The 22,364-nt window shown below is 37.0% G+C and carries 21 protein-coding genes; 13 read left to right on the top strand and 8 right to left on the bottom strand.

Annotated features, from left to right (window positions below; all coding sequences use genetic code 11):
* Positions 1-124: 124 nt before the first annotated feature.
* Positions 125-1,120, top strand: coding sequence for an NADP-dependent oxidoreductase (locus tag LB467_RS06215; RefSeq protein ID WP_224473166.1), 996 nt, complete (start codon positions 125-127; stop codon positions 1,118-1,120).
* 92 nt (positions 1,121-1,212) lie between these two features.
* Here the strand turns inward: LB467_RS06215 and LB467_RS06210 are convergent, their stop codons facing one another.
* The 4 genes from LB467_RS06210 to LB467_RS06195 form a co-directional block, all read right to left on the bottom strand.
* Positions 1,213-1,959: an SDR family oxidoreductase gene (locus LB467_RS06210; RefSeq protein ID WP_224473165.1), complete on the bottom strand. Its 747-nt coding sequence runs from the start codon at positions 1,957-1,959 to the stop codon at positions 1,213-1,215.
* A gap of 175 nt (positions 1,960-2,134) precedes the next feature.
* On the bottom strand, positions 2,135-3,190 hold the full coding sequence (locus tag LB467_RS06205; protein ID WP_224473164.1) for an ArsO family NAD(P)H-dependent flavin-containing monooxygenase: 1,056 nt from the start codon (positions 3,188-3,190) through the stop codon (positions 2,135-2,137).
* Positions 3,191-3,270: 80 nt separating this feature from the next.
* Positions 3,271-3,603: an ArsR/SmtB family transcription factor gene (locus tag LB467_RS06200; protein WP_224473163.1), complete on the bottom strand. Its 333-nt coding sequence runs from the start codon at positions 3,601-3,603 to the stop codon at positions 3,271-3,273.
* A gap of 101 nt (positions 3,604-3,704) precedes the next feature.
* A complete protein-coding gene (locus LB467_RS06195; RefSeq protein WP_224473162.1) occupies positions 3,705-4,415 on the bottom strand; it encodes an SDR family oxidoreductase in 711 nt (236 codons plus the stop codon).
* A gap of 275 nt (positions 4,416-4,690) precedes the next feature.
* Between LB467_RS06195 and LB467_RS06190 the strand changes: the two genes are divergently transcribed.
* From LB467_RS06190 to LB467_RS06175, 4 genes are all read left to right on the top strand, one after another.
* The gene (locus tag LB467_RS06190; protein ID WP_224473161.1) at positions 4,691-5,068 is read left to right on the top strand and encodes a hypothetical protein; all 378 of its coding nucleotides are present in this window, start codon (positions 4,691-4,693) and stop codon (positions 5,066-5,068) included.
* 99 nt (positions 5,069-5,167) lie between these two features.
* Entirely contained in the window at positions 5,168-5,785 is a 618-nt protein-coding gene (locus tag LB467_RS06185; protein WP_224473160.1) for a YqaA family protein, read from the top strand.
* Positions 5,786-5,977: 192 nt separating this feature from the next.
* Positions 5,978-6,751 (top strand): DUF1206 domain-containing protein, encoded by a 774-nt coding sequence (locus LB467_RS06180; protein WP_224473159.1) that lies wholly within the window; start codon positions 5,978-5,980, stop codon positions 6,749-6,751.
* A gap of 95 nt (positions 6,752-6,846) precedes the next feature.
* Positions 6,847-6,999: a YqaE/Pmp3 family membrane protein gene (locus LB467_RS06175; RefSeq protein ID WP_224473158.1), complete on the top strand. Its 153-nt coding sequence runs from the start codon at positions 6,847-6,849 to the stop codon at positions 6,997-6,999.
* Positions 7,000-7,120: 121 nt separating this feature from the next.
* Here the strand turns inward: LB467_RS06175 and galE are convergent, their stop codons facing one another.
* Positions 7,121-8,161, bottom strand: a complete 1,041-nt coding sequence (gene galE, locus LB467_RS06170) for a UDP-glucose 4-epimerase GalE (RefSeq protein WP_224473157.1) — start codon at positions 8,159-8,161, stop codon at positions 7,121-7,123.
* Between the two features lie 156 nt (positions 8,162-8,317).
* On the opposite strand from galE, the gene LB467_RS06165 reads away from it, so the two are divergent.
* The 6 genes from LB467_RS06165 to LB467_RS06140 all read left to right on the top strand — a co-directional run bounded on the left by LB467_RS06165 (position 8,318) and on the right by LB467_RS06140 (position 15,244).
* Positions 8,318-8,602 carry a DUF3817 domain-containing protein gene (locus LB467_RS06165; RefSeq protein WP_224473156.1) on the top strand — a complete coding sequence of 95 codons (285 nt, stop codon included), beginning with the start codon at positions 8,318-8,320 and terminating at the stop codon, positions 8,600-8,602.
* A 3-nt stretch (positions 8,603-8,605) separates the two neighbouring features.
* The gene (locus LB467_RS06160) at positions 8,606-9,913 is read left to right on the top strand and encodes a mechanosensitive ion channel family protein (RefSeq protein ID WP_224473155.1); all 1,308 of its coding nucleotides are present in this window, start codon (positions 8,606-8,608) and stop codon (positions 9,911-9,913) included.
* A gap of 158 nt (positions 9,914-10,071) precedes the next feature.
* Positions 10,072-11,160, top strand: a complete 1,089-nt coding sequence (locus LB467_RS06155) for an endonuclease/exonuclease/phosphatase family protein (RefSeq protein WP_224473154.1) — start codon at positions 10,072-10,074, stop codon at positions 11,158-11,160.
* Positions 11,161-11,405: 245 nt separating this feature from the next.
* Positions 11,406-13,250, top strand: a complete 1,845-nt coding sequence (locus tag LB467_RS06150; protein ID WP_224473153.1) for a flavohemoglobin expression-modulating QEGLA motif protein — start codon at positions 11,406-11,408, stop codon at positions 13,248-13,250.
* A complete protein-coding gene (locus LB467_RS06145; protein ID WP_224473152.1) occupies positions 13,250-14,299 on the top strand; it encodes a glutathione synthetase in 1,050 nt (349 codons plus the stop codon). The genes LB467_RS06150 and LB467_RS06145 overlap by 1 nt, the downstream gene beginning before the upstream one ends.
* Positions 14,300-14,323: 24 nt before the next feature.
* Complete coding sequence (locus LB467_RS06140) at positions 14,324-15,244, top strand: M14 family metallopeptidase (protein WP_224473151.1); 921 nt, start codon at positions 14,324-14,326, stop codon at positions 15,242-15,244.
* Positions 15,245-15,743: 499 nt separating this feature from the next.
* Here the strand turns inward: LB467_RS06140 and LB467_RS06135 are convergent, their stop codons facing one another.
* The 3 genes from LB467_RS06135 to corA form a co-directional block, all read right to left on the bottom strand.
* On the bottom strand, positions 15,744-16,070 hold the full coding sequence (locus tag LB467_RS06135; protein ID WP_224473150.1) for a hypothetical protein: 327 nt from the start codon (positions 16,068-16,070) through the stop codon (positions 15,744-15,746).
* A 68-nt stretch (positions 16,071-16,138) separates the two neighbouring features.
* Positions 16,139-17,260, bottom strand: a complete 1,122-nt coding sequence (locus LB467_RS06130; RefSeq protein WP_224473149.1) for a lactonase family protein — start codon at positions 17,258-17,260, stop codon at positions 16,139-16,141.
* A 13-nt stretch (positions 17,261-17,273) separates the two neighbouring features.
* On the bottom strand, positions 17,274-18,350 hold the full coding sequence (gene corA / locus LB467_RS06125) for a magnesium/cobalt transporter CorA (protein ID WP_224473148.1): 1,077 nt from the start codon (positions 18,348-18,350) through the stop codon (positions 17,274-17,276).
* A 187-nt stretch (positions 18,351-18,537) separates the two neighbouring features.
* On the opposite strand from corA, the gene nhaA reads away from it, so the two are divergent.
* Positions 18,538-19,863 (top strand): Na+/H+ antiporter NhaA, encoded by a 1,326-nt coding sequence (nhaA, locus tag LB467_RS06120; RefSeq protein WP_224473147.1) that lies wholly within the window; start codon positions 18,538-18,540, stop codon positions 19,861-19,863.
* 77 nt (positions 19,864-19,940) lie between these two features.
* Positions 19,941-22,346, top strand: coding sequence for a heavy metal translocating P-type ATPase (locus LB467_RS06115; RefSeq protein WP_224473146.1), 2,406 nt, complete (start codon positions 19,941-19,943; stop codon positions 22,344-22,346).
* Positions 22,347-22,364 lie beyond the last annotated feature (18 nt).

The raw sequence follows: 22,364 nt of genomic DNA, 5'->3' as shown, positions 1-22,364 counted from the left end.
TAAATTAATAATCGTGATTTGCAGGGGTGCTTACTTAGCAGTAATTTACTAAGTAAGATTCTCACAACTGACGCCACTCTAGTCTGGGTTTCAGTTTACTTTTTAAATTATAAATAAGATTAAAATGAATAAAAGCATACTATTAAAAAACCGACCACAGGGAAAACCTTCCCTTTCAGATTTTGAAATTACCGAAATTGAAAAACCATCTCCAGACGATGAAGAGATTTTACTGGAAGCAAAATATATTTCTGTAGATCCTTATTTACGAGGAAGAATGCGGGATGAGGAATCATATATCCCACCATTTGAATTAGATAAACCCATAGAATCTATGTTGATTGCCGAAGTTGTTGAAAGCAATAACAAAGGTTTTAACCCGGGGGACTTGGTAAGTGGAATGCTGAAATGGGAATTATTTCAAACTCACACCGGTGAGAAATTAAATAAAATTGACACCAATCTGGCTAAACCGAGTGCATATCTGGGGATTTTAGGCTTAACAGGTTTAACGGCATATTTAGCGATAAAGCATATTGGAAAACCTGAAAAAGGTGAAACGCTGGTTGTTTCAGGCGCGGCTGGTGCCGTGGGAAGTGTAGCAGGACAAATTGGAAAAATTAAGGGCTGCAGGGTTATTGGAATTGCCGGAACAGATGAAAAAATAGATCATATAAAGGAGAAATTCGGCTATGATGAAGGTATTAATTATAAAACCACCGAAAATATGCAGAAGGCTATCGCGCAAAACTGTCCCGATGGCGTAGATGTGTATTTTGATAATGTAGGTGGCGAAATTCTGGATGCGGTTATGATGAATATTAACCGTTTTGCCCGGATTATTAATTGCGGTGCTATTTCTATTTATAACCAAAAAGAAATGCCTACAGGCCCCAGGCTGGAAGGTATTTTAATTAAGAAAAGTGCCTTAATGCAAGGCTTTCTGGTACGTAATCATTTTGATGAATTTGAAAGCGCCATTAAGCAACTGGCCGGATGGTTAAGTGAAGGCAAATTAAAATACGATGAAACTATCGTTAAAGGTTATGATGAAACCCCGCAGGCATTTTTAGACCTTTTTGAAGGAAAAAATACCGGAAAAATGGTGGTTGAAGTTTAAGCAACCCCGATATTTATTTAGCCTGGAAACAAAAAAAAGAGGTTGTTTGGAAACTTTTCCAAACAACCTCTTTTAAAATTTATTGATAAGTTCTATTGTTTTTGCTCCGTAGGCATTATATAAACATCGTTAATATTAGCTCTTTTCGGTTGACTTAAAGAATAATAGATTGCATCTGCAATATCTTGCGCTTGAAGTGTAGTCAATTCTTTAAGCATTGGCGCCATATCTTCCTTAATTTCTTCATCTGTAATTGTATCTGTTAACTCAGTAGATACAAAACCTGGATCTATTGAAGTCACATTGATCCCAAAGTTAGGAGCTAATTCTGCTCTAAGTCCTTCACTAAACATTTTTACGGCTGCTTTAGTAGCACAATATACAGCACCACCCGGATAGTATTTTCTTCCTGCGCTGGAAGAAATATTAATAATATGTCCGCTTTTTTGTTCCATCATTGTTGGTAAAACCGCAGCTACTCCGTTTGTAACACCTTTAATATTAACGTCTATCATCTTATCCCACTCATCGGTATGCAGATTTTTAACGTAAGAAAGCGGCATTAAACCGGCGTTATTAATAATCCCATCAATACTTCCAAATTCTTCTAAGGTTGCTGAAACAATTTTTTTAAAATCTTCTTTTTTAGTAACATCTCCCGGAACCACTAAAGCCATTCCGCCATTTTTTTCAATCTCATCTTTCAGCGAATTCAATCTGTCTTCACGACGCGCACTTAATACTACATTAGCGCCTTCCTTAGATAATTTCCTGGCAGTAGCTTCTCCAATTCCACTAGACGCTCCGGTTATAATTATTGTTTTTCCTTTAATATTCATATCTAATTTTTTTATTTTACTCAAAACTAGCCTAATGAGTAGATGAATACCAGTATTTTTAGATTTTTAGTACGCTTTTAACTGCAAGGCCTAACATACATCAATAATCAGGTGTCCAGGCTCTTAAAATTTTATGATATCAGTTGCTTTTAAATATTGAGTATTTCAAAATGATTTAATTTTCAAGAAAATTGGTAAGATCTTTTACAGTACTTCTGGCACTTCGTCCAACACCAATTAAAGTGGCTGAAGCATAGCCGGTCCAGCCTCCATATCCTACCAACCAAAGTCCTTCTGTGTTTTTAGCTTTAGTTCCTTCCGTTTCAATTTTACCTTTAGGATCGGTTTCAGTAATATTATCTAAATGATCTGTAGCATAATGAAAGCCGGTACACCAAATCACCACATCAAATTCTTCTTTGCTTCCGTCTTTCCAGATCACGCCATCTTCAGTAAATTCTTTAAAACTTCCCTTGCTGTTAAGCACTCCCCTCTCCCTGGCTTCCTTCACCGGTGGTACCATCACTATATTTCCAAGATTATAATCTTTTGGATCAAATTTCTTCCCTTCCTTTTCGGCTTTATATTTTGCAGTAGCCACATCAAAAAGCACCCTTCCATCTACATCATCAGGTAAATATTCGGGATCCTTTAAAGTAGCCCAGCTTGTGTTTGCAACTTTAGAAACTTCAGCTAGAATTTGTGCGCCAGAATTTCCTTCGCCAACAATAAGCACATTTTTATTTTTAAGATTATCCGGATTTCTGTAAATGGCTGAATGTAGTTGTTTTCCGCGGAAAACATCAATCCCTTTAATTTTCGGGATAAAAGGAGCTTTCCAGGTACCGGTTGCTGAAATGATCGTCTTTGCTGAAAAACTGCCTGCTGAAGTTTTAATCATAAAAATGTCTGATTCTTTTTCTACATTTTCTACGGTAACTGGCCGTTCCACTGGGAAATCATACCGCTCTTCATATTTACATAAATAATTAATCACGTGATCTTTAGGTGGAAATCCGTCTTTGGTTTTTGGCATAAGCCATCCCGGAAGCGAAGAATGATCTGCTGGGGAGAAAAGTCTGAGTGAATCCCAGGTTTTTTGCCAGGCTCCTCCACAGTTTTCCTGCTCATCCAGGATTAAGTAATTCAGCTCTGTTCTCCTTAAATAATAAGCGCAGGCGAGTCCGCTTTGGCCACCTCCAATTATAATCACATCGTATACTTTAGCCATTTTACTGATTTTTCTTTAGTATATTTTTCCGTATAAACCAAAAAGCTAAACCTAATAGCTTATAGGAAGATCAATAAATATTAGCAGCAATCGTCGCCTTGTGGAATATTAGATTCGAGGAAAGTTGTAAATAGCTGTTTTACCTGTCCCCATTTTTCGGTATTGATACAATAGCAAACCCGGGTACCTTCTATATCCCCTTTTATTAGGCCAATATTCTTCAACTCTTTTAAATGTTGTGAAATGGTAGGTTGGGCAAGTCCAACCTCCTGAACAAGATCCCCGCAGATGCAGGATTTCGATTTTATAATTTCCTGTAGAATAGCAATTCTTGCCGGATGCCCTAAAACTTTGGCTATTCCTGCCAGTTCGTTTTGTAAGGGGCTGAAAATTTCAGATTTTGTGACTCCCATTTTTTAAATTATTTATTGCAATATTACGATAAATGTATCTTTGAAAAAAGGGGCTTTTTGGGTTAAAACCTCAAAACCCCTTTTCTAAAAATATATATAACTTATTTCTTAGGTGGTTGCGAGGGCCTTACCTCTATCTTGCTTGGCAAGGTGCGTTTATTCATTTTAAGTAGATCTACCACTAACTCTCCAATATCTTCCGGCTGAATTTTCCAGGCATCTTCTTCATTTGGTGTGTGATCGTTAAAATGAGTGGCTACAGAACCCGGCATAATAGTACTTACATTAATTCCTTTTTGCCTGAGATCTAACATCACTGCCTGGGTAAATCCTGTTAAGCCAAACTTGCTGGCATTATAGGCAGCACCCCCCGCAAAAAAGTTAGTTCCTGCAAGGCTGGAAATAGTAATAAGATATCCTTTAGATTTCTCTAAAGCGTCCAAACTGGATTTTACGCTATAAAAAACACCGGTAAGATTGGTGTCTATTGTTTCCTGCCATTTTTCCGGGGATAATTCGTCTATAGATCCAAAATGCCCAATTCCGGCATTGGCAACCATAACATCGAGTTGTCCAAATTTATCTATTGCAGCTTTTATAGCTTTCTGCTGACTTTCATAATTTCTAACATCGGCTTCCAAACCTAATGCATCGGTAGCACTTAATTCTTTCGCGGCTTTTTCGGCAGCATCTTTAGATCTGCTGGTGATGGCAACCCTCATTCCCAAGTCTAAAAGAGATTGGGCAACACCGTAACCAATACCTTTACTTCCACCTGTTATAAATGCAACTTTTCCTTTTAATGAACTCATAGTATTTCTAATTTTTTATTATGATAAAGCTACTAAACAATGCTATTTTGCTGAAATCTTAAGGGCTAAGATATTGTTAATTTTAAGATAGATATCGCTATTAGATTGCTAGCCCCGATGATGTACTGGATCAAAAAGAGATTTTCTTTACACACACTTTGATAGCTTAACCCAGCTTACTTATTTAAGCTTAATTTCTTTGTTAAAATGTTTTATAAAACTACGAAAGCAGTACCTTTGCAAAAAATAGTATAACCTGATTAACTTATATTCTCTTGAATAATATCAAAGCCCAAAAATTACTCAATAAGATTCAGCGTGATTTAATGCGCAACGGAATTATCACCAATACTTTGGTGAACGACCTGAAAGAATTAAGAACCCTTGTAGTAGAAGAAGAAGGGCAGCCTTTGCTGGCAAAAACCATCAGGTTAACCTATGAACACGTAGACGCTTACGATTCTTTTAATATCGCCATCCCAGAAGATGACCCGATAGAAGAAGGAGAAGAAGCACCGGTACAGGAAGAAACAACCGGGCAGGAAAGCTTGGATTATTTACTATCCCTAATGGCCGACCCTTCCAACCGTGTTAATGAAATTGAATTGCGTGAATATGTAAACGCGTTCAATGAGTATGCTGAAGAAAATTAGATCGTAGCTTGAGAAAGTAATACGGCCTGGTATTTGAATATTTTCGGCATTAAATCTTATTAAAATACCTTAATAAGAAAATTGCTAAAGGAGAATTTGATGAAGAAAGATGCGAAATCTAAAAAGAAGTCGCGTATACGTTTGTTGCACCAGTATTATAGTTATACAGGTTTCTACAGTTTCGTTTGGAAAAGTGTAAAAAAAGCAATTATACCCATCGTATTGTTTGTGGTATCACTTTGGGCTATAGATCGTTGGGTTCTGGATATTGAACAAATGCTCGTTACAGTGACCGAAACTTATTCGCCACTAGGTATTATTAGCATATTCTTTGCCTCAGAATCTTTATTGGGATTAATTCCTCCTGAACTATTTATCGCTTGGTCTGGAAAATCTGCCAGTCCTATTCTATTCCTTTCTTTATTGGCACTCGCTTCCTATTTAGGCGGAGTCATTTCCTATTTTATTGGTAGATGGATGACCAAAATCCCGGCAGTGCACGATGCTATTGAAGTAAAAATGGCACAACATATTAAAAACACCCGAAAATGGGGTGGATTTTTAATTATAGTAGGAGCCCTTCTTCCTATTCCTTTTGCTATGACGAGTATTGCGGCAGGAATCATAAAATTTCCCTTCCCCAGCTATCTGATGTTCGGCTTACTTCGTTTTGTAAGGTTTTACCTATATGCCCTGGTTATTTTTGAAATGGTGTAATTTCATTTTTCAGCAAACATCTCTGCGGTAATTATATAAGAAATTTGGTTAATCACGTTGAAAATTTAAAACACAATTGCTGTTTTAGCTTCTAATTTTAGTTAAAAAGGAAGCTTTAAATTTTTCCCAACTTTTCTTTTTTCTGTTTTCGATGAAGTAAATTTAGTTTACTAATCAACTCACTTTCAGAAAATGGATTCTAAATTAAAAAAAATGGCCCGTGTTGGCTATTTTGCCAAAGCTACGGTTTACGGCATTATGGGAATACTTACCTTTCTTGCAGCCTTTAATATGGGTGGACAAAAATCTAGCAACTTACAGGTAATAGAATTTTTGGAAAAACAAGCTTTTGGAAATGTTTTACTTGTTTTAATTGGGCTGGGACTTTTATGTTATTCTGCGTGGCGATTTATTCAGTCCATCCAGGATCCTGAGAATATAGGGGATGACAAAGAAGGAAAAGGTAAACGGGTAGCTTATTTTATAAGTGCGCTGTTATATCTTGGTCTCGCTGTTTTTGCTTTTATGCAATTGATAAACGCAGGTTCCTCCGGTGGTGGTTCTGGTGGCGGGCTTACAGGAACTTTGGGTGTAGTGGTCTTTGCGATTATTGGCTTAGGTCTCGTTGTTGCCAGTATTGCACAGTTTAAAAAAGCTAAAACAAAGGAGTTTCTGCAAGATTTTGGTTACGATTCAATCAGTGACGAAAAGAAAAGGAAAACCATTAAGAACACCGGTTATCTGGGCTTAATTGCCCGCGGTATTATCTTTGGAATTTTAGCTTACATCTTTATAAGAGCAGCAATAGCCTCAAATACTTCAGATCTGAAAGGGACCACCGATGCATTTTCCTTTATACAGGAATCAGATTATGGTTCCTGGCTCATGGGATTAGTCGCTGCCGGTTTTGTATGTTATAGCATTTATGTTTTTTTTCTGGCTAGATATAGGAAATTTAAAGCATGATATTTTGTTAAACCCATACCAAGAACTCGTTAAATCTACTTATGGAAGTACTTTTTCTATGTAATTTGGGTTATAATAACCAATAAAATAAAGTTATGTTAACGATCATTTTAAATATTCTGCTACCGCCATTAGCCGTTTTTATGAAACACGGTTTGGGGGTTACATTTTTAATAAGCTTATTGCTAACCGCCTTAGGATGGATTCCCGGTGTAATTCATGCCTTTATTGTAAACGGCTCAGAATAGTTACTGAATATTGATATTAAAAAAAGGCTGTTTGAGATCATCATCCTGTACCGAACCTTCGGGACAGTTTGAAGAAACAAAATTTTTCAAACAGCCTTTTCATCTGTCTTAAAGTAAACAATTAATTCTCCACTTCTTCCCTTTTAACTACTTCTTTCTGCCAGTCCCACGCACTTTTTAAAGCTTCATCTAAGTTTTTTTCGGTTTTCCAACCCAACACATCATTGGCCTTTTGAGTATCGGCATAGGCAGCAACCACATCCCCTTCCCTTCGGTCTACGATTTTATAAGGTAATTTTTCGCCTGTAGAACGTTCAAAAGACTTAATCACTTCTAATACAGAACTTCCCTTTCCTGTTCCCAGGTTAAAAACTTCAAAATTGCTTTCTTCTTTATTTTGTTGAAGTCTCTCTAAAGCAACCACATGGGCTTTAGCCAGATCCATTACGTGAATATAATCTCTTATACAAGTCCCGTCTGGAGTTGGATAATCGTCTCCAAAAACCGAAAGTTCCTCTCTTTTCCCAATTGCGGTTTGTGTGATAAACGGAATTAAGTTTTGTGGAGTTCCAATTGGTAACTCTCCTATTTCGGCCGAAGGATGCGCTCCAATAGGATTAAAATATCTTAGAGAAATCGCTTTAAAATTTTCATTGATTCTTGCTGTGTCAATGATGATCTCCTCTCCTACTTGCTTGGTATTTCCGTAAGGTGATTCGGCCTTTTTTACGGGAGCGTTCTCTGTAATAGGTAAACTATCGGCCTGGCCATAAACTGTACAGGAAGAACTAAAAATGAAATAAGCATTTTCTTTAAGTTGCAGTTCCTGAAGCAGGTAAATTAAACTAGCCAGGTTATTTTCATAATATAATAACGGATTCTCCACACTTTCACCTACCGCTTTAGAGGCGGCAAAATGAATTACTCCTTCAATATCGGGGTGTTTTTCAAAAAAATCTTTTACCTGGTTTTTATTCCGAAGATCTATATTTTCAAAAGCCGGGGTTTTTTCGGTGATTTTGGTAATTCCCGCCAGCACGTCTATAGAAGAATTAGACAAATTATCTATAATCACCACTTCGTGACCCTGTTCCTGAAGTGCGACAACCGTGTGAGAACCTATAAATCCGAGTCCGCCGGTTACCAATATTTTAGAGCTCATTTCTTTATTTTTTAGTTGTATGCAAATTAATAAAAATGAATTTGTTAAACCTGCTAACAAAATACTAATTCCCGTTATTAATTATTTCAAGGAAAAGTCCATTCTAAAATACCAGATTCTCTATAAAACCTATCTTTGCAATCTAAATTTTAGACTATGCCCTTAGAGAAGCAAAAAAAGGTTTTTAAATATGTGAGTATCCTGGAAGGAATTTCATTTTTATTATTATTATTTATCGCGATGCCCCTTAAATATATTTGGGAAATGCCTCAAATGGTACAGCAGGTAGGAATGGCCCACGGCGTGCTTTTTATTGCATATGTAATTGGGGCCATCTGGTTATTTAAACCTTTAAGCTGGAATTTTAAGGAGCTACTAATAATATTGGGTTGCTCCCTGGTTCCTTTTGGACCTTTTTATGTTGAAAAAAAATATCTTTAAACTATGAATATAGAAGAAGGATTTAAAAATCTTATTTTTCTTTTTGAAAATTTTTTAATTGATCAGGGCGTAAACCCAACGCTAGCACTATATTTTAATGTGCTCCTGAATCTACTAATTCTTGCTATTATACTTTGGGCAGTAACTTACCTGATGAAAACTTTTGTGATTGAAGCTTTTAAAAGTTTTAGCCACAAGACCAAAACCACTTTCGATGACTATCTTATTAAAACCAAATTCCCCAAATATATTGGTGAAATAGTCCCCTTAATTATTATTTATTCCACGGTTCCTTATATACTAGCCGAATTTCCTCTGGCGGTTAAAGCCTTTTATTTTCTTATAGACATATATATCATACTTCTTATCGTTTGGATTATAAGGAGTGTATTACGCACTACCAAAAGTTTCTTAAGAACAGTAGAATCCTTTAAGGATAAGCCGGTAGAAAGTTATATTCAGGTATTGATGATAATCGTTTGGCTTTTTGCCTTCATATTCATTATTGCTGAAATAACCGGGAAGGATGTCGTTAATTTTATTATCTCCCTTGGTGCCGCTTCAGCAATTTTACTGTTGATTTTTAAGGATACCATCTTAGGTTTTGTGGCGTCTATACAGGTGAGTGTAAACGATATTGTTAGAATTGGTGACTGGATTACCTTTAGCAAATACGGCGCCGATGGTACTGTAACCGAAATTACCCTGGCCACAGTTAGGGTACAGAATTTTGATAATACTTTTACCTCTATTCCTACCTACAGTTTGATTTCTGAATCTTTCCAGAATTGGCGGGGAATGCAGGAATCCCCGGGAAGAAGAATTAAACGCTCGGTTTATATTAAGCAGAATTCAGTAAAATTCATCACTCCTGAAGATTTCGAAAAATATAGAAGCATACAGTTAATTTCTTCTTATCTCGAAGACCGTCAGAATGAAATTAACGAATACAATTCCACAAACGAAATTGATAAAAAGCTTCCCTTAAACGGAAGAAACCAAACCAACCTGGGTATTTTTAGAAAATATATTGATACTTATTTAAACAACCATTCTGCCGTTCATAAAGAAATGTACATTATTGTTCGGCATTTACAGCCAACAGAACACGGTATCCCCTTAGAAATTCTTTGTTTTAGCCGCGATAAACGCTGGGCTAATTTTGAATACATTACCGCCGATATATTTGACCATATTATTGCTGCAGTTTCATATTTTGATCTTCAGTTATTTGAAGCGCCATCGGGAGACGATATTCGGGAATATTTTGCTGAAATTAACACCGAGATCCAACCTAAAAAAGATCAATAAATTCGTAAATAATGCGGAAACCATCCTGGCAGTAATCCACTAATTTTCAAGTGAAAATAATAGAATGTCCACTCAAACTTTAGCGCATTTTATATTTCCCTTAGTAAAGAAATCCGAATAAACGATTATCTTTCGATTGTCAAACAATCAAAAAAAATATGACTTTAAAAGGATTTCTTCAGGTCTTTGGGATTATCGCGGTAGTAATGACACTAATTCCATTAATTGCCGCTGATTTCTGGTGGATACGTATTTTTGATTATTTGCATATTCAGCTCACCCTTCTCACATTGGCAGCCCTCGCCGCATATTTTATTAGGTTTGATATGAAACGTGCCGAAGATTATATTTTTATGATTGTATTACTGGCTTGTTTTCTCTTTCAGGTGGTGAAGATCTATCCTTATTTTCCGCATAAAAACTATGAGGTAGGCGAAGTTTCCGAAGAAAATTTCAGCAATAAATTTAGCCTTTATACTGCCAATGTTCTTCAGGAAAATGAAAATCCAGATCTGGTTATAGCCGATATTAAAATACAAAATCCAGACGTTTTATTCTTTACTGAAACCAATACCCGCTGGAAAGATGATCTTGCCGAAATTGCTGCATCTTATCCTTATAAACTTGAGGTTCCTTTAGAGAATACTTACGGAATGTTATTTTATTCAAGATTGGAGCTTAAAGATCCCCAGATTCGTTATTTAGTGGACGATAGTATTCCTTCTGTTCACAGTGTTTTAAAATTAAGATCAGGTAAAGAAATAATGTTTCACGGTATTCACCCCACGCCACCAATGCCACAGCACAATCCTTCTTCTACAGACAGGGATACCGAAATGATGAAAATCGCATTTATGGTAAGAGATGCCGAGATACCGGTTGTGGTTGCTGGAGATTTTAACGATGTTGCCTGGTCTTCTACCACGGCCTTGTTTCAAAATGTAGCCGGCTTATTAAATACCAGGATTGGCCGCGGTTTTTACAACACATTTGATGCTAACAGTTCTATTATGCGCTGGTCTTTAGATCACGTTTTTGTAACCGAAGAATTCAGGGTGGCCAATTTTAAACTGGGCAGCAAGATAGATTCAGATCACTTTCCACTTTATATAGAACTTAATCTTGAGCCTGAAAAAGCCAGCGAACAAAAACCGGAACCTGCTACTGAAGACCAGATAAAAAGGGCAAGGGAGCAAATTGAAAAGCAGGAAAAAAAAGCAAGGGAAGACGCCCAGGAAAAGGAGTAAGTTATTATAATTTAAAATTTCTTAATGCATAAATAATTTCTGCTTCTTCATCTAAGTATTTTCTCCATTTAAGTAATTTTTTGCCTAAATTCTTAAATAAAAGCCAAAGTAAGTCTCAGGGCTAGGTTTCCCTAGTTTTCTTTCTAAATTTAATCATTGCTCAACCACATTTAGAGTTATTATTTGGCTTTAAAACAGTGATTTTAGTTAATTATATTAATTTAAAATTTTAGAAAAAACGCATAATGCTGAATATATCTGAATTACCGGAGAAATCAATTAAACAAATTTTAACAATCCTTGAAGAAGATGGTAAAATTAGTGCTTCACTCCCGGGAGGTGGTTTAATTCATATAGAAGATAATTTACCTTACCTGGTAGTTTATAGAAAAAGAGAGAATGATGCGGGTACTGAAAGAATAATTAAAAGCGAAGCATCCTATCTTTTAATTGGAAATAAGTTTTTTGAAGCCTATCAAAAGTTAGTCTATGCCCTGGCCGATAAACTTTCTGCAGATTTTAAGTCATACATGATTTTTGAGATCTATACGGGAGAACCCAATAATTGTTTTACAATTAAAGCCCCTGCACAAAAATTACCTAGCTCGGTTAAAGTATTACAAAAAGAACTAAATAATATAAACGATAGATTTTCTGGACTTTACCTGAAGGCAGAAATAAAAGATACACCCAATCGTCAAAAAGAAGGCGATCAGGAAATTTTAAGTATTGATCAGGCAAAGAGATCTGGGGCTGTAATTGTAGGTCTTGAAATTCCGCCAGTTTATCGAGATGAAAATAATGAAGTTTACCCTGTTTTTTTAAGGCAATTTAAAGATTATCTTATTACCTGTATACATAAAGCGATTTTTGACTATGTGAGGGTACAAACCACCAGTGGGGTGGGAAGTTATCTTGCATTAGGCCGTAAACATTTAAAGGAAAAAGTCTTTGAAATAGATAAAGCACTGGCAAAAATAGAGCGTTCATACCAATTTTTATGGCTTGTTTCACCTGCTAATATTCAGAATATAAAGAAAACTTTTTTTGAAAGTAATTATGAAAAGGTATTAGATTATCACTACCGCCTGCTTCCCATAGATCCAGATCTTTTAAAAAGAAAACTTTACAATCTTAAAATCGAAGAGATAGACGATCCGGCTATGTCCCATATATTTAGAGAAAAACGCGAAGAGTTAGATCAGCAAATCACGATGTTAAGTGAACGCGGAACATCCAATTTCTTTTATAACAGTATTAGGTTGTATAAAGGCTTAGACCCCAAATTAAGCGAAGAAGCCGGTAAGATTCTTAGGGAAGTAGATGAAATCGCAGAAGAGGATGATGCCGAATTTATAGATGCTAAAGGCTTTAGTAGTCTTGCCCGCCGTGAATTCGATTATTTCGCTGAGCAGGACGAAAACTTTAAAAGTAAGGTTCACATTCGTAAGGATGTGAATATTATGATGGTTAATAATGGAGAATTGTACGTGCCAGCCGATTATAGAATGAATAAAACTGAAGCTACGGCACTTATTCAACACGAAGTTGGAACCCACGTGCTTACTTACTATAACGGTACACGCCAACCTTTAGAACTGTTGAGCAGCGGACTGGCAGATTACGATCCCCTTCAGGAGGGACTTGCTGTAATGTCTGAATTTCTGGTAGACGGACTTACCGGAAATAGATTAAGAACCTTGGCCGGAAGAGTGATTGCAGGATCAGCATTGATGGAGGGCGCAGAGTTTCCGCAGTTATTCAGATTACTAAAAATGGATTATGGTTTTACTGCTGAAAGAGCTTTTAATATTACTTCCAGAATTATGCAGGGGGGTGGATTCTTAAAAGATATCATCTATTTAAAAGGACTGGTTCAGCTTCGAGATCACTTACAGAATGGTGGAGAATATGAACCCTTACTGGCAGGGAAATTTGGACTAAAACATACCAAAATAATCGAAGAATTAACCGAAAGAAAAGTATTAAAAACGAGCGCACTGCGCCCAAGTTATTTATTAACCGAAAATATCACCAATAAATTAAAACTAATCAGAGAGGGGTTACCCCTCTCACAAATGATAACCTAATGAAAATTTGCTTTGTATTAAACGATATTGAAACCGAGAGCAGTGGAACGTCGGTAATGTTAATGACCACTGCCCACGCTCGTGGCCACGAGGTCTATGCCATGGGGGTGGGAGATTTTAACTTTCACCACGATGCGCCTATTAGTATAAACAGTACTCAGGTGCCTAAAAACACTAAAACCAAATCTCCCAATAAGTTCTTGGAAGCTTTGCAGAGCTCAAAGGCGCGTAAAAAAACTATTGCAGCTAATAAGATGGACGTACTTTTTATAAGGAATAATCCTACCGAAGAAGATTCTGGCAGGGAATGGGCAGAACAGGCCGGTATTGCCTTTGGAAGAATGATCCAGCAAGAAGGTGTTTTGGTTTTAAATGATGCTTATGCCCTTTCCCACGCTTTTATCGATAAGCTTTATTTTGAAGAACTACCGCAGGAAATAAAACCCGATTCTCTAATCACCAGAAACAAAGAAGATATTCTGAAATTCTGGGAAAAGAACGATAAGAAGATCGTTTTAAAACCGCTGGAAGGCTCCGGTGGACAAAATGTATTTCTTATTGATGAAAATGAGAAAAACATCAACCAAATTATTGAAACCATTAGTCAGCAAGGATATGTAATTGCCCAGGAATTCCTACCAGCCGTTAAAGATGGCGATGTAAGAATTATTTTAATGAATGGTCGCGTAATGGTGAAAGATGGAAAACAGGCTATTATAAGACGTGTGAGTGGTGAAGGAGAATTCCGGAGTAATTTTGCGCTTGGTGCAACAGCAGACAGCAGTGAACTTACCCCAGAAATGCAACGAATTGTAGATTTAACCGCTCCAAAACTTATCCGTGACGGGCTTTTCTTTGTAGGCCTTGATGTGGTGAAAGATAAACTTATTGAGATAAATGTGCTTAGCCCGGGCGGGATGGAGCATTTCAAAGAAATTGGACTTCCCGATTTCACCGATACTGTAATTGAGGCAATTGAGCGTAAAGTGGAATATAAAGCGCTGTATGGTCACCAATTTGACAATAGGGAAATTGCCTGTATGGAATAAATAGAAATAAAAAGGAATTTTATTATGAGTAATAAACCAGATAAACATATTCCCAGGATAATAGGGAAATATACCACGAATAAAAAAGGTCCTTTATTTTTTGTTACTGCCGGAATTCACGGTAATGAGCCCAGCGGTGTAAAGGCTTTGGAAGAGGTTTTTAAACAACTGGAAACAACCAAACCTGAAATTGAAGGAACTTTGGTTGGTGTCTCTGGAAATCACAAAGCGCTAAATAAAAATAAACGTTATATAGATGAAGACCTTAACCGGGTTTGGACCGAGGAGAACATAGAGCAAAAAAAAGCTAAAACCCACGAGCAGAAAGAAATGTGGGAGATTATAGAAATCTTAAAGCAATTCCCAGAACCAGATTATACCAAACGCTATTTTCTGGATTGCCATACTACCTCATCGGCAAGTTTACCTTATGTCTCTGTGCAGGAAGTGAACGATAATGATGAATGGGCGCATAATTTCCCAACGTATATCGTTCGCGGATTTAGCGATATTATTACCGGAGATATAGATCATTATTTAAGCAGAACAGGAATGACGGGCTTTGTATTTGAAGCCGGGCAGCATGAAGATAAAACCTCGGTTGAAAATCACGAAGGAGTGATCTGGCTGGCTTTAAAAGAAGCTTGCAACCTCGATCTATCAAAAATTGAAACTTATCCCGACTGTGTGAACCGTTTTGCTAAAAAGAATGCCCCGGACCAAAAAACTTTCGAGCTGGTGCACCGCCATGGGCTTGAAGATTCAGATGTTTTCGAGATGGAACCTGGATATAAGAATTTTCAGGAGATTAAAAAAGGTGAACTACTCGCAAAACAGAATGGAAATGAAGTTAAAAGCGAATGGGATGCCAGAATTTTTATGCCACTTTATCAATCTCAGGGAAATGATGGTTTCTTTGTGATTAAAGAAGTTGAGGGAAAGTGATTAATAAAAAACAACTGTAAAATTATACGTCAAGCTGAGACCCGTGATAAAAAAAATTACCTAGCGTAGGAAAATGACGTTGCGAGCATAGCGAGTTTTAAACTCCGTGTGTGAGTGTAGAAAATCAGCAGCGTTAATAATTTTTGAAGCCCTGGAAAAAATTTAGCTGCTGATTTGCGATTTTTTTGCCTCCGACGACCGGAAGGGAGAGGAAGGCAGATGCCCAAAAAAACACCTCCACATAGGGCGCCTTTTTTTGTTTCGTTTTTTCTTGTATCCGACGAACGCAGTGAGAGGAATACACGCAAAAAATGAAAAAGGAAACTTCCAAACCAGGTAAGCTTCTTTTTGAATTATAAAATTATAAAAAATAAACCTAAATATCAGGATTTTAGAAATACGTCAATGGTAATTTATTTCAGAATCTAATACTTTAATAAATAAAACAGACCTCAAAGGTTTTTGAAACCTGTGAGGTCTTCATTTTTAATAGAATAATTTACTTCTTCACAACCCCAATCACTTTGCCGGTTTCGCAATTTATACGTAAATATTCTCGATTTTCAAGACCATATTTGCCTTCAGGAACTTCATAATCTCCAATGCCATTTCCCCAGGAACGAACCATAATTAATTCGCTTCCATCTTCGGGATCGAACATCGGACTATTACAGGTGTTTTCTTCAAAATCCATCCCATTTGCCAGGATGAAATTTGAAGGTGTATCTATGGGCTGTCGAATAATGTTATCTGAATCCGGGGTCGTCATAGAGCCGCACGACATTAGTATACAGGCTAATATCGCAGTTAAAATTTTTGTTCTCATATTTTTCTGATTTAGTCTATTAAATTTAAACAAAATCAGAATTGAATTTTAAAAATTTTTAATCGGGTTTAATTTTCTGCAAACTCCACACAAACCGGAGACATTACTTCAATGGGAAGCAAATGTTCTTGCAGTTCACCGGTTTCTATATCAATCTTAAAACTGCTAATAGTTGAAGTGTCCTGATTTGCCGCATACAAGAATTTGCCATCTGGAGAAATCGCAAAATTTCTCGGGGTTTCACCTTTTGTTGGATAATGACCAATCACGCTTAATTTACCCAAATTTTCATCTACTTTGAACGCAGCTATACTATTATGTCCGCGATTAGAAGCATAAACGAATTTACCTGATGGATGTAAATGAATATCTGCCCCGGAATTATTATCGTTAAAATCTTTAGGTAAGCTGGAAATATTCTGAATAATCTCCAGGTTTCCCTCTTTTTCAATTTTGTATACGCTAACAGTTGAATTAAGCTCATTCATAGAAAAAGCGAAATTTTCATTCTTGGAAAAACTAAAATGCCGTGGCCCGGCACCTTCTTCTAATTGTACATAAGGCATTCCTTTGGGACTCAATTTTCCGGTTTCCTCCTTAAAATCAAAGATCCAGATCTTATCATTTCCCAGGTCGGCTATATAAGCAGTTTTATTATCTGATGAAATTGAAACAGAGTGTGCGTGTGATGCTTCGGGATTTTCCAACTTAACTTTTTGTTGTTTTTCCAGCTTACCATCGGCTACTCTTTTATAAACCATCACTATACCGCCCATATAATTAGAAACGAAAACATACTTCCCTGTTTTGTCAATTTCAATATGGCATGGTGCGAAACTCTCGGTACTAAGTTTTCCTAATTCTTCCAGGCTGTTATCCTTATTTCTTTTATAAGAATAAATAAAGCCAGATTCGGCATCGCCCCCTCCCAGCTCGCTCACCGCATAGAGGCTTTTACCATCTTTAGAAGCTTTTACAAAGCTGGGATTAGTAATTTTAGCTACTGTTTTTTCGGGTTGTAAACTTCCATTTTCAGGATCCTGCATGACCAAAAATATTCCTTTTGCTTTTCCATCTACGTGGCCTTCTGTTTGGGTGTAAGTTCCAATATAAACGGGGATTTCAGTATCCTGAGCAGCGCAGCTTCCTGTTAGGATAACGGCGAGGCTAATTAAAGTAAATCTTATCATAATTATTATTGCTTTAGAGCCATTTTTTTCTTTTAAAGTAATAGATCATAAAGAGAAAAATAACGATCATTATTCCCCATAATATAAAGTAGCTGTATTCCCATTGCAGTTCGGGAATATATTCAAAGTTCATCCCATAAATTCCTGCAATAAACGTAAGCGGAATAAAAATAGAGGCCATAATGGTTAATACCTTCATCACCTCGTTCATTTTATTACTAATCGTGGTCATATACATATCCATAAGACCCCATGCCATCTCTCGATACAAATCTATATGTTCTGAAACCTGTAGAATATGATCGTGAAGATCATTAATATAGTTTTTGGTTCGAGCCGTGATAAGATCATTTTCCATATTCTGAAATCTTGAAATAACCTCCTTTAGTGGAAAAACCGCACGTCTAATTCTTAAAATAGATCTCTTTAAGTCCTGAATTTCAAAAGTAATATCATCACTCGGTTGACTTTCAAAAAGTTGTTCCTCCAGGTTTTCGACTTTTTCACTCAGTTCGTCAACTACAAGAAAATAATGGTCTACGATAGCATCCAGAAGGGCAAAAACCAGGTAATCTGAGCCGTTGGTACGTATACGTCCATAAGCTTTTTCCAACCTGCCGCGAACCCCATCAAAAACATCACCCCCGGCTTCCTGAAAAGTTAATACATAATCCTTCCCAAATACAAAACTTATATGTTCATTAACCAATTGCCCATCCTGTAGATAAAGCATTTTGGCTACAATAAATAAATAATCTTCATACTCATCTATCTTTGGACGTTGGGTGGTATTTACAATATCTTCAATGATTAAAGGATGAAGATCATAGTATTTTCCAAGTTTTTCAATCTCGACAGTATTGCTTAATCCATCTATATTAAACCAGGTAATGCGATCTTCGGCTTCAAATTTAAATGCGTCTTCCGTGGTTGAAGAAGTAAATTTCTCAAAATTATCTTTATTATAATCTATTACTTCAAGCCTGGTTTCGGCAGATTCCTTCCTACCAACATAGGTTACCGTCCCCGGGGGTTGGTTAACAGATTTCATTTTAGGCCTGCGTAAACTTTGAGTTAGTTTTCTTACCATAATCATTCTTTATAGGCCTAAAGGTAGCAAAGTTTTGTTTTTAAGTAGTATTCAATATTACGCTTAAACTATTTTTTGCACGATCACAATGCTGGATAAAACTGAGTTTCATCATATTTAACTGTCTAAATCCGCTCTAACTTCACCAAACTTTTTTAAATTGAATCTCCAATGAAACCAGGTTATTATGAAAAAAACTCCCCTTGATATCTACCTGCTGTTACCCATTAAAAATTTTATAGAGAAAAAGACCTCTGTTGGCTTATTGCTAATCTTTTCTGCAATCCTGGCTATGATCGTGGCCAATTCTCCATTTGCCGCTGCTTACCACAACCTCTGGAAGCAATATATCCACTTAGGAATAAACGATTTCGTAATAAGGAAAAACCTGTTGCACTGGATTAATGATGGACTTATGTCTATTTTCTTTTTTATGATCGGGTTGGAATTGAAACGGGAAATATTGCAGGGTGAACTTTCCAGTTTTAGAAAATCCATGCTCCCCATTGCCGCTGCTATTGGCGGAATGGTTTTTCCCGCACTTATCTATTTTTTTTTTAATACCGATTTAGACTCAGTTTCGGGTTGGGGAATCCCAATGGCTACAGATATTGCTTTTGCTCTTGGAATTCTATACCTTCTTGGCGACCGGGTTCCCCTACCCTTAAAGGTATTTTTAACCGCAATCGCAATTGTAGACGACCTTGGTGCAGTGTTAGTCATTGCGTTTTTCTACACTTCAGATATTTCTCTACAAAGTCTCGCTATTGCCGGTATTTTTGTACTTATCCTGGCAACCGCCAATTTAATAGGAATTAGAAATACGATTTTTTACGCGGTTATGGGAATTGGCGGGTTATGGCTGGCCATTTTACTTTCTGGTGTTCACGCTACTATAGCTGCCGTTTTGGCCGCATTTGCAATCCCCAATACAAAACGTATCAATACGTCCTTATTTCTTAGGAAATCCAAACTTCTGGCCTATGAAATAAAACAGGAATTTAAACAGTTAAAGAAAAATCCCAATCAAGCCGAAGAACATATTACCCATACCATACAAAAATATTCCTCTTTAACTGAAGATGCAACTCCTCCCCTTCAGCGTTTAGAGCATGCGCTTTACCCTTTCGTAAGCTTCGTGGTCTTACCCCTTTTTGCCTTTGCTAATGCAGGAGTAAGCCTTGGAGGAACTTCTTTTGATTCATTTATAAGTCCGATAACAATGGGAGTAATGTTTGGGCTCATCTTCGGGAAATTAATAGGTATTGTTTTATTCTCCAAAATTATGGTTTGGCTAAAACTTGCCAGCCTACCCAAAAAAGTACAATGGAAACACGTCTACGGAATTGGTTTTCTCGCAGCAATTGGTTTCACTATGTCTCTCTTTATTACCGAACTCGCTTTTATAAACGAAGACTACCTGTCGCAGGCAAAGATTGGTATTCTTTTAGCTTCCTTGATTGCCGGGTTTATAGGATATTTCTATTTGCGTAAAATTGGGAATGGAGATTAATTCTTCTCAAAGCTGATTCTCATCATATAATCTGAGCCTAATTTCCTGAAAATTTGCAGCTAAAATTCAGTACGAATATGAGCAGCTGTTTTCACTGTGGTGAAGAATGTAAGGAAGACCACATCATTTTTCAGGAAAAAGATTTTTGCTGCACCGGCTGTAAAACCGTTTTCGAGATCCTAAACGAGAGCGACCTTACTTACTACTATGATATTCAGGAGAAGCCAGGAATTTCACCGGGCGCTTCAGAAGGAAAATTCGATTTCCTGGACAACGAGGAAATAACAGAAAAACTACTTGAATTTAACGAAAACAATACCCAAATCGTTTCTTTTCTCATACCCTCGATGCACTGTAGTTCGTGTATCTGGGTTTTGGAAAACCTTGGAAAGCTAAATCAAGGTGTAAAATCGGCCCAGGTTGACTTTCCGAAGAAAAGCGTTCGCATAAGTTTTTCTTCAGAAAAAATAAGCCTTAAAGAGCTCGTATACCTTTTAAGCAGAATTGGGTACGAACCCTATATTTCCCTGAAAGATTACGATGAAAAAGATCATAGGATTGACCGAAGCTTGATCTATAAATTAGGCGTTGCAGGTTTTGCTTTTGGCAATGTCATGTTCCTCTCTTTTCCTGAATATTTTGAAGTTAAAGAATTTTGGCTGGAGCAATTCAAGCACCTTTTTCGGTGGTTGATGTTTGCTTTTTCCCTACCCGTGGTTTTTTATTCGGGATCTGGTTATTTTGTTTCTGCCTACAAAGGTTTACACTCCAAAATATTAAATATAGATGTTCCCATTGCCCTGGGAATTGCCGTGCTTTTCATTAGAAGTACAACAGAAATCCTACTCGACCTGGGCACCGGTTTTTTTGATAGCCTTACGGGATTGGTATTCTTCCTGCTTCTTGGGAAATTCTTTCAGCAAAAAACCTATTCCTATTTATCCTTTGAGAGGGACTATAAGTCCTATTTCCCAATGGCGGTTACAAGACTAATCACAAATGCTTCCAAAGAGCTTATAGAAGAACAGGTACAGGTTTATAATGTAAAACCCGGAGATCGCATTTTAATAAGGAACGGGGAGTTAATTCCTATAGATTCAGTTTTAATGAAGGGCCGGGCCAATATAGACTACAGTTTCGTAACCGGCGAGGCTGAAGCCGTTAAAAAAGAATCCGGTGAAACACTTTATGCGGGTGGAAGGCAGCAAGGCGGCATTCTGGAAATTGAAGCCATAAAAGCCATAGACCAAAGTTACCTTACTAAACTTTGGAGCAATGAGGTCTTTAAAAAGGATAAAAAGGGTCAATTTCAAAGCCTGATCAATCAGATAAGTAAGCGATTTACCGCCGGGGTGTTAAGCATTGCTTTTCTCTCCACTCTTTTTTGGTTGGTTTACGATTCTTCCATAGCATTAAATGTTTTTACCGCGGTTCTAATAATTGCCTGTCCCTGTGCAATTGCTTTAGCAACGCCGTTTACGCTAGGAAATTTGTTGCGCATCTTCGGAAGAAATAAATTCTACCTAAAAGAAGCCGGGGTAATAGAACAAATTGCAAAAATAGATTGCCTTGTTTTTGACAAAACCGGAACGATTACTTCCAATAAGAAAACCGAAGTTTTCTACGAAGGTCTAAAACTCAATGCTGAAGAAGAGCAATTGCTTAGCAGTAGTTTAAGGGCCTCTGGACATCCATTAAGCAGGCAACTTTACCAGATCCTGGATAAAAATAACATTCTGAGTTTAGATGAATTTAATGAACATACCGGAAAGGGAATTAGCTCCGGGAGCAATAGTAGTAGAATGAAAATTGGTTCAGCTTCATTTGTAAAGGAAACTGCAACTGAGACTAAAGAACTCAATAAAACCGCGGTACATATAAGTAGCAATGAAGAATATAAAGGTTGCTACGTATTTAAGAATTCCTATCGTGAAGGTCTTGCCGACTTGTTTAAAGAATTAGGGGAAAACAAACAGCTTTTTATCCTTTCGGGAGATAATGATGGGGAAAAGGAAAAGCTGGAAAATATGCTGCCCTTGAATACGAAATTTCACTTCAATCAGAAGCCTGACGATAAACTCGATTTTATTAAAAAGCTTCAGGAAGAAGGGAAATCGGTGATGATGATTGGCGACGGACTCAACGATGCGGGGGCACTTGCACAAAGTGATGTTGGGATTGCTGTTTCAGAAAACATAAATGTTTTCTCCCCGGCTTGTGATGGTATTCTGGAAGCATTCAATCTTACCAAACTGGACGAATATTTTAAACTTTCAGTAAAAGGTATGAGAATCATCAAGTGGAGCTTCGCGCTGAGTCTCTGTTATAATGTTGTAGGACTCGCTTTTGCCGTGACAGGGAATTTAATGCCGGTAATAGCCGCTATTCTAATGCCTCTGAGTTCCATTAGTATCGTAGCATTTACTACACTGGCAACAAATCTTGCCGGCAAGAAATTAAAACCTGTATTAGGCAAAACCTGATCTCGATCATATTTTAAA

Source organism: Salegentibacter tibetensis (genome assembly GCF_020164485.1).
Lineage (GTDB): Bacteria > Bacteroidota > Bacteroidia > Flavobacteriales > Flavobacteriaceae > Salegentibacter > Salegentibacter tibetensis.
Note: the sequence above shows the minus strand (reverse complement) of the source record. Positions and strands in the feature narration are given on the sequence as shown.

What these genes read in the sequence shown, in the direction of transcription:
- LB467_RS06215 (WP_224473166.1), top strand. Translation starts at nt 125, where the DNA reads ATGAATAAAAGCATACTATTAAAAAACCGACCACAGGGAAAACCTTCC.
- LB467_RS06210 (WP_224473165.1), bottom strand. Translation starts at nt 1,959, where the DNA reads ATGAATATTAAAGGAAAAACAATAATTATAACCGGAGCGTCTAGTGGA.
- LB467_RS06205 (WP_224473164.1), bottom strand. Translation starts at nt 3,190, where the DNA reads ATGGCTAAAGTATACGATGTGATTATAATTGGAGGTGGCCAAAGCGGA.
- LB467_RS06200 (WP_224473163.1), bottom strand. Translation starts at nt 3,603, where the DNA reads ATGGGAGTCACAAAATCTGAAATTTTCAGCCCCTTACAAAACGAACTG.
- LB467_RS06195 (WP_224473162.1), bottom strand. Translation starts at nt 4,415, where the DNA reads ATGAGTTCATTAAAAGGAAAAGTTGCATTTATAACAGGTGGAAGTAAA.
- LB467_RS06185 (WP_224473160.1), top strand. Translation starts at nt 5,168, where the DNA reads ATGAAGAAAGATGCGAAATCTAAAAAGAAGTCGCGTATACGTTTGTTG.
- LB467_RS06180 (WP_224473159.1), top strand. Translation starts at nt 5,978, where the DNA reads ATGGATTCTAAATTAAAAAAAATGGCCCGTGTTGGCTATTTTGCCAAA.
- LB467_RS06175 (WP_224473158.1), top strand. Translation starts at nt 6,847, where the DNA reads ATGTTAACGATCATTTTAAATATTCTGCTACCGCCATTAGCCGTTTTT.
- galE (WP_224473157.1), bottom strand. Translation starts at nt 8,161, where the DNA reads ATGAGCTCTAAAATATTGGTAACCGGCGGACTCGGATTTATAGGTTCT.
- LB467_RS06165 (WP_224473156.1), top strand. Translation starts at nt 8,318, where the DNA reads ATGCCCTTAGAGAAGCAAAAAAAGGTTTTTAAATATGTGAGTATCCTG.
- LB467_RS06160 (WP_224473155.1), top strand. Translation starts at nt 8,606, where the DNA reads ATGAATATAGAAGAAGGATTTAAAAATCTTATTTTTCTTTTTGAAAAT.
- LB467_RS06155 (WP_224473154.1), top strand. Translation starts at nt 10,072, where the DNA reads ATGACTTTAAAAGGATTTCTTCAGGTCTTTGGGATTATCGCGGTAGTA.
- LB467_RS06150 (WP_224473153.1), top strand. Translation starts at nt 11,406, where the DNA reads ATGCTGAATATATCTGAATTACCGGAGAAATCAATTAAACAAATTTTA.
- LB467_RS06145 (WP_224473152.1), top strand. Translation starts at nt 13,250, where the DNA reads ATGAAAATTTGCTTTGTATTAAACGATATTGAAACCGAGAGCAGTGGA.
- LB467_RS06140 (WP_224473151.1), top strand. Translation starts at nt 14,324, where the DNA reads ATGAGTAATAAACCAGATAAACATATTCCCAGGATAATAGGGAAATAT.
- LB467_RS06135 (WP_224473150.1), bottom strand. Translation starts at nt 16,070, where the DNA reads ATGAGAACAAAAATTTTAACTGCGATATTAGCCTGTATACTAATGTCG.
- LB467_RS06130 (WP_224473149.1), bottom strand. Translation starts at nt 17,260, where the DNA reads ATGATAAGATTTACTTTAATTAGCCTCGCCGTTATCCTAACAGGAAGC.
- corA (WP_224473148.1), bottom strand. Translation starts at nt 18,350, where the DNA reads ATGGTAAGAAAACTAACTCAAAGTTTACGCAGGCCTAAAATGAAATCT.
- nhaA (WP_224473147.1), top strand. Translation starts at nt 18,538, where the DNA reads ATGAAAAAAACTCCCCTTGATATCTACCTGCTGTTACCCATTAAAAAT.
- LB467_RS06115 (WP_224473146.1), top strand. Translation starts at nt 19,941, where the DNA reads ATGAGCAGCTGTTTTCACTGTGGTGAAGAATGTAAGGAAGACCACATC.